Source organism: Paucilactobacillus kaifaensis (assembly GCF_005405145.1).
In the GTDB taxonomy this organism is placed as follows: domain Bacteria; phylum Bacillota; class Bacilli; order Lactobacillales; family Lactobacillaceae; genus Paucilactobacillus; species Paucilactobacillus kaifaensis.
Window position 1 is genome coordinate 58,764 of the sequence record NZ_BJDM01000007.1, and the last position, 10,805, is coordinate 69,568.

Annotated in this window: 11 protein-coding genes; 2 read left to right on the forward strand and 9 right to left on the reverse strand. The window is 37.9% G+C overall.

The features are described 5' to 3' along the window. Positions 1-11: 11 nt before the first annotated feature. Positions 12-635, reverse strand: a complete 624-nt coding sequence (locus FFM51_RS04665) for a TetR/AcrR family transcriptional regulator (protein ID WP_137597474.1) — start codon at positions 633-635, stop codon at positions 12-14. Between the two features lie 113 nt (positions 636-748). On the opposite strand from FFM51_RS04665, the gene FFM51_RS04670 reads away from it, so the two are divergent. After that, a complete protein-coding gene (locus FFM51_RS04670) occupies positions 749-2,731 on the forward strand; it encodes an ABC transporter ATP-binding protein/permease (protein WP_137597486.1) in 1,983 nt (660 codons plus the stop codon). 133 nt (positions 2,732-2,864) lie between these two features. Here FFM51_RS04670 and FFM51_RS04675 read toward each other — a convergent pair whose 3' ends face one another. The 6 genes from FFM51_RS04675 to FFM51_RS04700 form a co-directional block, all read right to left on the reverse strand. Continuing rightward, positions 2,865-3,071 carry a hypothetical protein gene (locus tag FFM51_RS04675; RefSeq protein ID WP_137597475.1) on the reverse strand — a complete coding sequence of 69 codons (207 nt, stop codon included), beginning with the start codon at positions 3,069-3,071 and terminating at the stop codon, positions 2,865-2,867. Then, the gene (locus FFM51_RS04680) at positions 3,068-3,781 is read right to left on the reverse strand and encodes an MIP/aquaporin family protein (protein WP_137597476.1); all 714 of its coding nucleotides are present in this window, start codon (positions 3,779-3,781) and stop codon (positions 3,068-3,070) included. The genes FFM51_RS04675 and FFM51_RS04680 overlap by 4 nt, the downstream gene beginning before the upstream one ends. Positions 3,782-3,862: 81 nt before the next feature. After that, positions 3,863-5,212 carry a glucose-6-phosphate isomerase gene (locus FFM51_RS04685; protein WP_137597477.1) on the reverse strand — a complete coding sequence of 450 codons (1,350 nt, stop codon included), beginning with the start codon at positions 5,210-5,212 and terminating at the stop codon, positions 3,863-3,865. Between the two features lie 54 nt (positions 5,213-5,266). Further along, positions 5,267-6,139, reverse strand: coding sequence for a GRP family sugar transporter (locus tag FFM51_RS04690; protein ID WP_137597478.1), 873 nt, complete (start codon positions 6,137-6,139; stop codon positions 5,267-5,269). A 182-nt stretch (positions 6,140-6,321) separates the two neighbouring features. Beyond that, positions 6,322-7,860 carry a sensor histidine kinase gene (locus tag FFM51_RS04695; protein ID WP_137597479.1) on the reverse strand — a complete coding sequence of 513 codons (1,539 nt, stop codon included), beginning with the start codon at positions 7,858-7,860 and terminating at the stop codon, positions 6,322-6,324. Continuing rightward, positions 7,857-8,579, reverse strand: a complete 723-nt coding sequence (locus FFM51_RS04700; RefSeq protein ID WP_137597480.1) for a response regulator transcription factor — start codon at positions 8,577-8,579, stop codon at positions 7,857-7,859. Before FFM51_RS04700 ends, FFM51_RS04695 begins: the two co-directional genes overlap by 4 nt. Positions 8,580-9,182: 603 nt before the next feature. Between FFM51_RS04700 and FFM51_RS04705 the strand changes: the two genes are divergently transcribed. Next, the gene (locus FFM51_RS04705; RefSeq protein WP_137597481.1) at positions 9,183-9,416 is read left to right on the forward strand and encodes a hypothetical protein; all 234 of its coding nucleotides are present in this window, start codon (positions 9,183-9,185) and stop codon (positions 9,414-9,416) included. Positions 9,417-9,531: 115 nt separating this feature from the next. On the opposite strand, the gene FFM51_RS08870 is transcribed toward FFM51_RS04705, so the two are convergent. Together FFM51_RS08870 and FFM51_RS04715 are read right to left on the reverse strand one after the other, a co-directional pair. Beyond that, positions 9,532-10,350, reverse strand: coding sequence for an N-acetylmuramoyl-L-alanine amidase (locus tag FFM51_RS08870; RefSeq protein ID WP_137597482.1), 819 nt, complete (start codon positions 10,348-10,350; stop codon positions 9,532-9,534). After that, positions 10,350-10,754 carry a phage holin family protein gene (locus tag FFM51_RS04715; RefSeq protein WP_137597483.1) on the reverse strand — a complete coding sequence of 135 codons (405 nt, stop codon included), beginning with the start codon at positions 10,752-10,754 and terminating at the stop codon, positions 10,350-10,352. Before FFM51_RS04715 ends, FFM51_RS08870 begins: the two co-directional genes overlap by 1 nt. Positions 10,755-10,805: the final 51 nt, after the last annotated feature.

The following is a 10,805-nucleotide window of genomic DNA, read 5'->3' on the forward strand; positions in this document are numbered from 1 at the left end:
CTCTAACAAAACTATTTTTCTCCAGCTAATCCACTAAAAAACAACTCACTTAACTGACCGTCAAGTTGACCAAGCTGCTCGCCGTTCAAACCAAACTTGCTAGCCCTAGTTGGCTGCTTAAAATATTGAAAGAACATATCTATGTACATAAAAACGACAACATCACTCAGTTGGTCAGAAATACCACCGGATGAACGACCTAGTTTAATTATTTTTTGCCAAACTTCACTATCAAAATTAAACAATTCAATGGACGTCGGATCGTCATGATAAATATCTAAAATCAACGTCAAAAATTCTTGGTTTACTCCGACAACAGCACCTTTTGCCCCTGCTTTAATTTGATCCATTGCATTAATAAAATCAATATTAGGTTGTTGTAAAACCTCCTCAATATCTTTACTAATCTTAGCAAAATATTGCCACACGATTTCTCGAGAAAGTTCATTTTTAGTTGGAAAATAACGGTAGAGCGTTGCTGTAGAAATATTAGCTTGGTGGGCTAAATCCCTCATATCAGTATCTTTAGGACCATTATTTAAATATAGTTGGCTGGCAGTATTCAAAATTTTAGCGCGTGTTTGCGCCATTTTCTCGCTTCTTTTCATCGTTTGTTCCTCCGCTAGTTCTATCATATTCTATAAGCTCCCCTATAATTTGTCAAAGAAAACTAAAACATAATTGACATCATGTTTTAGTTTCTGTATAGTTGCCACGTTAGAATAAAATAGCGAGGAGTGAGATGACTTTGGCATTTCTAGAATTACATGATATTCATAAATCATATTTTCTCGGCAAAGAGGAATTTCCCGTTTTAAAAGGGATTGATTTAAATTTTGAACTAGGTGAATTTGTTTCCATCTTAGGAGAATCTGGTGGTGGTAAATCAACATTGATGAACATCATCGGTGGGCTTGATCGAAACTTTGAAGGTCAGGTAATCATTAATGGACAAACACTTGATCATAAAAAAGAAAAACAACTCGACGATTATCGTCGCGGTACAATTGGTTATATCTACCAATCTTATAATCTAATTACCCACTTAAATATTGTCGACAACGTTTTAGTTTCACTAAATATGACTGATTTAAGTAGTAGTGCGCGTAAAAAACGAGCAATTGAATTATTACAAAAGGTTGGCTTGGGTGACCAATTAAAAAAGCATCCTAATCAACTATCAGGTGGGCAAAAGCAACGGGTTGCCATTGCGCGAGCTTTAGCTAGTGATCCTGAAATTGTGATCGCGGATGAGCCAACTGGTGCTTTGGATTCCAAAAACACTGCCGAAGTATTAGAGCTACTAGAAGGAATAGCTGCTGACGGTAAATTAGTAATTACTGTTACTCATTCCCAGGACGTGGCCAATCATGGAACTAGAATCGTTCAGTTAGCTGATGGTAAGATTGGCGAAGATACACGTTTAAAGCAAGCCTATCCTACAAATGATCATCAACCAGAGTTCAAACCAAAGATTTTGTCAGCTGGTGCGAGCTATCGTAATGCTTTTCAACATTTGTCCTATAATTTCTGGCGCAATTCACTAATTATGCTGGGAACCGCAATCGGTTTGTTTGCGGTACTTCTCTTTAGTGGTTTGGGAAATGGGGTTAACTCATTTATTCAGGATCAAATCAATTCAATGATCAACCCTAACTCGATAACGGTTTTGAAAAATCCTACTGGAAAAAATTTGAGCACCACGGAATTACAACAATCTTTGGGCCAATACTCCAGTGAGCCTTCTAAATTATTGCTTACAGATCATCAAATTAACAAGTTAGAAAATATTAAAGACGTTGACAAAGTAGAAGCCGGTTATCAATTTAGTGCTTTCACCGTTTCATATAATGGTAAAAACAATAGTGGCCAGAGTTTACAGACCTGGACCAAAGCTTATGCCAGCGACACGATCAAAACTGGCCGAGCTCCAAAAAATAACGAAATTGTGATTGATAAATCACAAGCTGTGGCTTTAACCAGTCAAAAGAACTATAAGAGTCTGCTGGGTAAAACTGTAAAACTATCCTTTGCCTGGGTTGACAAGGATAATAACCCTGTGCAAGTTACAGGTAATCTAAAAATTGTTGGGTTTGCAAATGGTGGTCAGGCTGGTGCCATTACAGCAACCAACTACAGCACCATGCGTAACCTGCTAAACAATGCAAATGGTGATACAAAAGCTAACTTTGCATCTGTGAATGTCAAAGATGCAACCAAAGTTAAATCGGTTGCTAAGGACATCCGCACCACTAAGGAAGATGGAAAATATATTTTTGGTGCTATTACAGTTGGAGATATTCTAGATACAGTAAATCAATATGTCAGCATTGCGTCAATTGTACTTGCTTCAATTGCTGGAATTTCATTAGTTGTTTCAGCATTAATGATTATTGTTAGCATGTATATGTCCGTTTCAGAACGAACAAAAGAAATTGGGATCCTACGTGCATTAGGAGAACGGAGGAAGGATATTCGGAGATTGTTCACTGCTGAATCAATTTTAATTGGGCTATTCTCTGCAGTTCTTGCTTTAGTGCTGGCATACGCTGGAAGTTTTGCGCTCAACCACGTTCTTTATGGAATTGTTAAATTCAACATGGTCCAAATTAATGGTGGTAACATAATCTTTACATTTGTTGTGGCGCTCATCATTTCATTTCTTGCTGCTCTCCTACCAGCAAGAAGAGCCTCACGCTTAAATCCAATCGATGCGCTATCCGCTGATTAAAACAAGTGTGAACATGTGCGTTCAAAAATGCAAAGTAAATGAAAAAATGGTCATTAATCAATCGCTTTTTGATTGGTTAATGACCATTTTTAGTTTGCCTTTGGGCGTCTGTCCGAACGAACAGATGCATCTTTCATTGTTTATTTTTACTGATCAACCATGACAAACGCAAGATCAATCCAAATAACACTAAGCAATATGCAGAGCTAATCCAAGCAACATAAGTCACAATCTGAGGAAAAACGAATAAGCGAATAATGTAAAAACTAATGGTTGTTACTAACCAAATAACTAATCTAACTTGCAGACGCTGACGTTGTTGTATTAGTTTTTCTTTCATGCTAGCATCACCTGTAATCCGGTCGCAAAAATTGCTCCTAACATTGGTCCTAACATTGGTACCCAAGCGTAGTTCCAATGACCGATTCCTTTATTTGGCACTGGCAATAAAGTATATGCTAACCGCGGGCCCCAATCTCGAGCTGGGTTTAACGCAAAACCCGTTGTCGGCCCCAAGCCAGCACCAATCACGAAAATTATTAATCCTACAATGACCGGTTTTAATCCCTTAGTAAAATCGCCAAGATTCAGCAAAATTAAAACAAAGAAAAAAGTTGCGATTACTTCACTTAAAAAGTTAAATACCGGGTTATTAATTGCCGGCATGGTTGCAAAAATACCCACAGTATTGCCCTGCTTCTCACCCTCAGTAGCAGAAAAATGGGGATAATAATGAACGATCACAATTACAGCACCGATAAACGCGCCAATAAATTGACCAATCAAATATGGAACTACACTATGCCAGGAAAATAGACCAAACAATGCATATGCAATTGTAATTGCCGGATTTAAATGACCTAATGAGCCGAATGATCCGGCCACATAAACACCCATTGTCACTGCCAATCCCCAAACAATGGTTATGTAGAACCAGTCATTACTTTCACCGCTGGCATATGAATCCTGCAAATGAATTCCAGCCCCAACTCCCGCTCCAATGACAATTAAAACGCATGTACCGATGAGTTCCCCAACTAAACCGTGCATATGCACTCAGCCCCTTTAGATTAAATAAAATCCTGTTAATAGAACTATTATAGTTCATTTAACAGGATTTTTTGAGTTACTTTATTTAATTCGTTTCCTTAAAGCTGTTCCAATTTCTTCAAATCCTGGTTTGCCGAGTAAACCAAACATATTCGTTTTATACGCTTCGACACCAGGTTGGTTAAATGGATTAATTCCATTGAGATAGCCCGAAACGCCAATTGCAATTTCAAAGAAGTAAATTAAATAGCCTAGGGTAAACTCATCTTGTCGTGGAATATTAACGGTCATAACTGGTACTCCACCATCAATATGAGCTAGCACGACCGCTTGATATGCTTTAGTATTAACAAAATCCATGGTCTTACCTTGCAAGTAACCTAAGCCATCTAAATCACTTTCTTCACTAGAAATTGTTACATCATGAGCTGGTTCACCAACTTTAATCACAGTCTCCATCAAGTTACGGCGCCCTTCTTGAATATACTGACCCAGTGAATGTAAATCAGTCGAGAAGTTCGCTGATGAAGGATAAATTCCCTTTTGATCTTTTCCTTCAGACTCACCTGCTAGCTGTTTCCACCACTCAGCAAACATAGTCATTGTTGGCTCATAATTTTCTAGTAATTCAGTCGTATAGCCCTTACGATATAAAATATTACGATAAGCGGCATATTGATAAGCTTCATTTTTCGCTAAATCAGCATTGCTATAATCTTTTTCGGCACTAGCAGCCCCTGCCATTAATTGATCAATATCAGCTCCGGCAGCAGCAATTGGTAACAGACCAACGGCTGTTAATACTGAATAACGGCCACCAACACCATCAGGAATAATAAAGCTTTCATAGTTTTCTGCATCTGCCTCGGTTTTTAAAGCACCTTTTTGACGATCGGTAGTGGCATAAATTCGTTGGTTAGCTTCAGCTTGGCCATACTTTTTGATTAATAGTTCCTTGAAAATTCTAAACGCAATTGATGGTTCAGTTGTCGTCCCAGATTTCGAAATGACATTAACTGAAAAATCACGATCACCGATCAACTCAATCATATCATGCACATATGATGAACTAATTGAATTGCCGGCAAACAAAATTTGGGGGGCATTTCGATCTTCATCACGTTGTGCTTGGAAAAAAGCACCATTAAGAAAATCAATCGCTGCACGCGCCCCTAAGTAAGATCCCCCAATTCCAATAACCACAAGTACTTTTGAGTCTGATTTGATTTTAGCCGCAGCTTGTTTAATTCGCGTAAATTCATCTTGATCGTATTCAGTCGGTAAATGTAACCAGTCAGTGTATGCTGCACCAGCACCAGTACCTTGACGTAATTGTTCATCGGCTGCGTTGACCATCGCCTGCATTTCACCAAGCTCGTTATCATGGATGAACTTACCCAAATTTGAACTATCAAACGTAATATGTGCCATTTTCACAAAACCTCTTTCATTATTTATTATATCCAGAATAACCTTAGTTCATTTTTACTTCAAGCTCCCTAGTAAAGCTGAGCCGACAATTACTAATATGGATCCCAAAATTACGTATACCATTTCCTTACTGGTTTTCTTCTCGCCAAGTAAGAAAATACTACCAAATGTAGAAATTACAATTCCACTTTGCGCTAATGAATAACTAATTGCCAGCCCAACAGCTGGAATAGATAGGAACATAAACAGATTTCCCGTTCCCCAAACCAAACCAGTAATAATATTTTTATAGGAAGCCTTTTTCAGTACATCCTGACCGGAGTTAGTGATCAATGCAAATATAACTGCACCAGCCAACATTCCGATCGCCTGTGGTAACACGACTGCCTTAGCATTCACATTGGCATAATTAACAATGATAGTATATAAAACATATCCCACAGTTGAAAATGCAATTGCGCGAGCACCGGCTGAAACATCATCATGGCCGCTAGCGCTGTCACTAATATTTGCTCGATCTCGCAACGAGGTCAATGCCGCTCCAGCGATCAATACAATTACCGCAATCGTCCCAACGATAATCATATGTCCCGTTTTCCATTCATGAAATAGTAATACGCCCGCTAGCGCATTACCAGCAAGTTGAAGCCCAGTTGAAATCGGAACTGTCTTAGAAATCCCGATAGCCTTCATTGAAGTGAATTGTTGACTTTGACCAATTGACCAAAACAATCCTGACAACAATCCTGAAATCCAAACTTTTCCTGTCATTTCTGGGTGATAGATAAACCAAGTAAGCAACCCAAACAAAACTGCCCCGGAAGTCATCCCCAGTGTCTGTTGTGTCGGTGTCCCTCCTAATTTACCACTAATTAATCCAATGCTGCCCCAGGCGAGCGCCGGAATTAATGCGATCAAAACTACCATGCATCCATTCCTCCAATTCAATTTTCTCGTCTTACAAGAAACTATTGTACCCTGCTGAAATCGGTTCCACAACCCTAAAATAGACCAACAAGCAACAATATGTAATTGGTCTATGCCAAAGTACTCAAATGCCGATAACTTAACAAGCAATTGAATTTATATCTGCTTAAATTGGTCTATTTTTAATTTTTATCGTCACTATGTTCTTGTGTTGATTGATGCTGAGCGTGTTCCCTATCAGGGAAGAAAATTGTGAAAGTTGTCCCCTTGCCGTATTCGCTAGAGACATCAATTTTACCACCATGCAATTCTACTAACTGATGAACAATTGCCAATCCTAATCCTGATTCACCATACTTCGTGTTCATCCTTGACCGATCAGCTTTATAGAACCGCTCCCAGATATTTTTAACTTGATCTTCAGTCATCCCAATTCCAGTATCAGCAACCTTAAATTCGGTTCCCTTATCTATTTTAGCACCTGAAATTGTAATCACGCCTTTTTCAGTAAACTGAATTGCGTTTTGAATGATATTAAATAACACCTGAACAAACCGATCATAGTCAGCGTACGTCATTAAGGTATTTGGTACTTCCACCTTAACCTCGTCAGATTGAGTTGCAGCCTTTTTAGTTAATTGTTCCGCCAGATTGTGGAGTACATCTGAAGCATCAAACACCTTGCGTGACATTGAAATTTGGTTAGTTCTGATTTTTTCATAATCCAAATTATCATTAACCAATCGAATCAATCGTTTAGTATCATTTTGCATCAGTTTAATACTATTGGCCTTATCTTCCTCTGGAATTGCATCATACGCTAACCCCTCCAACAGACCATTAATTGTGGTTAATGGCGTTCGCATCTCATGGGCCGCATCAGCCATAAACTGACGTCTTCGTTCTTCTTGACGCTTGATTTCCTCTTGTGACTCTTGCAATGAATCCGTCATTTTATTAAAGTCAGCAGACAGATCATTAAGTTCATCGTGTCCTTTTAATTCCAAATGAACATTATAATTACCTTGAATGATTTTATGGGTAGCCAATCTCATTTTATCAATTCGGCGGGTAGTTGATCGAGCTAACACATAGCTTAAAATTAATGCAATAATACTCGACACAATAAATGCAATCCATAGGTTTTCACGAATTTGCTGGAGGTTACCCTGGATATTGGAAACAAACGACCCAATTGAAACCACCGCTACTAATTTACCCTTATAGAAATACGGTCGAATAACATCTGTCATCAATGGTCGTGATTGACTACTCGATGAATTGGCCTTTCTACTACTATTACTACTACTATTTTGTGGTTTTAGACTACCGTTTGGCTTGATTGGCCGATCCATCATTTTATGAATTGTCTTGCCTGCTTTAAGTTTTTTCCAGTCTGAATTCGTAATGTTAGATGTGTAGTTAGAACTAGAGTAAATTAACTTACTTTGAGTACTGTAAATCGTGAAATGCACATTTTGACGCTGCAACAATTGCGCATTATTTTCCAAGGGAACAGTAGTAAAACCCTCAAATTGTTTGGTCGCTGGATCATAACGCATTGAATCTTCGATCAGACTATCTGAATAGCTCTGTAATTGTTTCCATGTATTGGTATATAGCATACGGCTAGTAACATTAATAAACAGCAATCCTAAAACAACGATTAATGTCAAAATAACCGCAAAAAATCCTAGCATTTGCCGATAAATTAATTTCATTTCGCTGCTCCGCTATCATCAAATTTATAGCCGACACCCCAAACAGTTTGAACCACCTGTGGGCCAACCTTTTCAATTTTTTGTCTTAGTTTCTTGATATGGGCATCAACGGTCCGTTCGTCACCGTAATATTCATAATCCCAAACAAGTTGTAACAGTTGCTCTCGTGAAAAGACTTGACGTGGTTTTTGTGCCAATGTTTTCAACAAATCAAATTCTTTCGGGGTTAAGTCTTCAATTAACTGATCATTTAAATAAACTTCACGTGTTTTGCTATTTAACTTAAAATGATCAGTAATAACATCAAATTGACTATCATCATCTGAAACTGACTCACTGCCAATCGTATTGAGCTCACTACGACGATAAAGCGCCTTAATACGGGCAATCAACGTAATTGGACTAAACGGTTTTGTAACATAATCATCGGCTCCCATTTCGAGCCCTAATACTTGATCACTTTCAGAATCACGTGCTGTCAACATAATAATAGGAACTGTTGGCGACACACGTCTCAACTCAGCGGCTACCTGCATCCCATCCATTTTGGGTAAATTAAGATCTAATGTCACTATGTCCCATTCATCTGCAGCACTCTTGAACACTTCAACTGCTTCTTCACCATCATAAGCAAAATGAGTATCCCAATTTTCCTTTTTAAAAAACATTGCCATCATTTCAGACACAGATTTATTATCTTCAACCATTAGTAATTTCATAAGTTAGTCTCCTCCCGGAAGCGGTTCATTTACATTTTAGTATACGGCTTTTACATTCTTTTGAATAGTAAAACTAAATTCAAACAAAACCATTATACAAAACAGTTATAATATTTAGATGATGTAAATGTGAAGAAAAAAGGAATTCTTGAATAGAAAATAATTCCGATTAACTGTAAATCATTAAACTAAGTCTTATCAATCGAGTGGTGACTAGAAAAAAATAGAATAGCGACGATTTCAGCTGTATTACTATATTTGCTTAAATTAAAGCCATAACCATTTAAACAAAAAAAGATGCCTATATATCGGCATCCTTGAAAGACAAAAAACTATTATGGAGATGAGGGGAGTCGAAATTCCAATCACAAAGACAGTCATACCAAGAGATAGAAGCCTCGTGATTAACTTTTGATTAACCTGTTTCTTCTATTATAGTGAATTCTTTAATAACGCAATGAGAAGTAATAAAGTAAACCAAAAAATTAAATTATTTTAGGCAAATAAAAAAGCCCCTAACTCGCAATGAGCTAGAGGCTTAATTTATCTACTTAATTATTATTTATTTAGGTATAATAAATTTTTAGAAAGGAGGATACTATCATGCAAACAAAAATAAATTCGCCTAAAGAAATGCCAATCACAAAGGACTTTTTAGAGCAACGTCCAGATTATATTAAATCAAGATTTGAATGGTCAAATGGTTTAATCTTAATCACGGAAATTGATGCAGAAGGTACCACTGTCCACTCCAATTATAATTGGATACAAGAAATTGACGGATCTTTGACCCCAGACTACGCATCTCCAAATTCCAACTTTGTTGATGTGAAGTGATCGTTCTAGAGAGCTTAATTGCTCTCTATTTTTATTCTGTCTGAAGTAATAATAACTCCGTTTTTAGAAACATAAACTTTAGAATTTTCAACTTCAATTGTTTCGCTTTCTATTTTCATTTGAAGCTCCCCCAATAGTCTAGACGCTTGGTACCTTTGGCATTACCGGTAGCCATATAGCCGTATCCGTTACCACGTGGCTGACGGATCCATACATAGCCGCCACTGTAAGCATAGGCATCATATTTCACTGACTGTCCTTTTCTGATAGTTGCAATCAGTGGGCCATTCCCAGTTGCATCTGACGTTAATAGTAAATTCTGATGTAATGTAAATACACCGTTTTGCGCGATCCAGTTAATTCCTGAACTAGGCGCTGGCTTACTTGGTGCAGAAGGAGTTGGTTTAGTGGCAACAGAACTACCAGCACCGTTAGCAATGTCGTTAGCTAGTTGAGCCTTATCAACGCCAATTCGTTTAAGCGCACCATAAGGATCACTATGATCGGTACCACCAAGATTCTGCGATACCCAGTTATGAGTTTTAACACCGTTACCGCCTGTATCTAAAGTTAGTGGAATACCGTACTTCTTAGCCATATCACGAGCTAACTCAATGTACGTGTTATAGATTCTGCGTTGTTTATCAACATCAGCTGATTCTTCCATCTCAATCTGTACTGGCGATAGACCATTAACTTTAGGACCAGCGCCCCATGCTACGTAACCCGGAGTGCCAACTTCATAAACAATGCCGTCGCCTGCGATAAAATGCACGTAGGCATTATTCCATGTGCGTTTTTCGTAACTAGCATTATTCTTAGCACTGGCACCTAGATTAGCGGTCGAATGCAGAATTAAATAGTTGTTACTAGCCTTTTGACTAGCGCCTTCTTTTGAAGCTAATGCGTAAGTTTTATCAATTGTATAAGCCATTATTTATCCTCCTTATTATTATCTTTTGCCATTTTTTCAAAACGTTCTTTAACAAACATTGGGAATGGTACGCCCATTACATCTAGATTCTCTAGAATCGAAACGGCGTAAGTGCTTATATAAAAAACTACCGCTGTATTAGCGATAGTATCGAATTCCAGTACGTCTAACATTGGATAAATGGTCAGAATTAGAACCATGATTAAAATATGTTTGATAGCTCCTTGAATGCCGGTTGTGCTATCGGCTTTTTTCTTTGCTTTCGGGAAAAATGATTTCAACAACCCTGTTGCCATATCAAAAATAACTACCCAAAGAAAGGCTTCAATTAAGGGATTATCAACCATTTTACGTGAAGCAAATAGAACTAGATCAAACGTGAATGTTCCTGGCAACGGTGGCATATTACTTCACCTCACCAGTTACATATTCAAGCATTTTAGCACGACCTTGCG

Bases quoted from the DNA above. Each gene is read 5' to 3' on its own strand.
- FFM51_RS04700 (WP_137597480.1), bottom strand. From the start codon at position 8,579: ATGAAATTACTAATGGTTGAAGATAATAAATCTGTGTCTGAAATGATG.
- FFM51_RS04675 (WP_137597475.1), bottom strand. From the start codon at position 3,071: ATGAAAGAAAAACTAATACAACAACGTCAGCGTCTGCAAGTTAGATTA.
- FFM51_RS04690 (WP_137597478.1), bottom strand. From the start codon at position 6,139: ATGGTAGTTTTGATCGCATTAATTCCGGCGCTCGCCTGGGGCAGCATT.
- FFM51_RS04695 (WP_137597479.1), bottom strand. From the start codon at position 7,860: ATGAAATTAATTTATCGGCAAATGCTAGGATTTTTTGCGGTTATTTTG.
- FFM51_RS08870 (WP_137597482.1), bottom strand. From the start codon at position 10,350: ATGGCTTATACAATTGATAAAACTTACGCATTAGCTTCAAAAGAAGGC.
- FFM51_RS04680 (WP_137597476.1), bottom strand. From the start codon at position 3,781: ATGCACGGTTTAGTTGGGGAACTCATCGGTACATGCGTTTTAATTGTC.
- FFM51_RS04665 (WP_137597474.1), bottom strand. From the start codon at position 635: ATGATAGAACTAGCGGAGGAACAAACGATGAAAAGAAGCGAGAAAATG.
- FFM51_RS04715 (WP_137597483.1), bottom strand. From the start codon at position 10,754: ATGCCACCGTTGCCAGGAACATTCACGTTTGATCTAGTTCTATTTGCT.
- FFM51_RS04685 (WP_137597477.1), bottom strand. From the start codon at position 5,212: ATGGCACATATTACGTTTGATAGTTCAAATTTGGGTAAGTTCATCCAT.
- FFM51_RS04705 (WP_137597481.1), top strand. From the start codon at position 9,183: ATGCAAACAAAAATAAATTCGCCTAAAGAAATGCCAATCACAAAGGAC.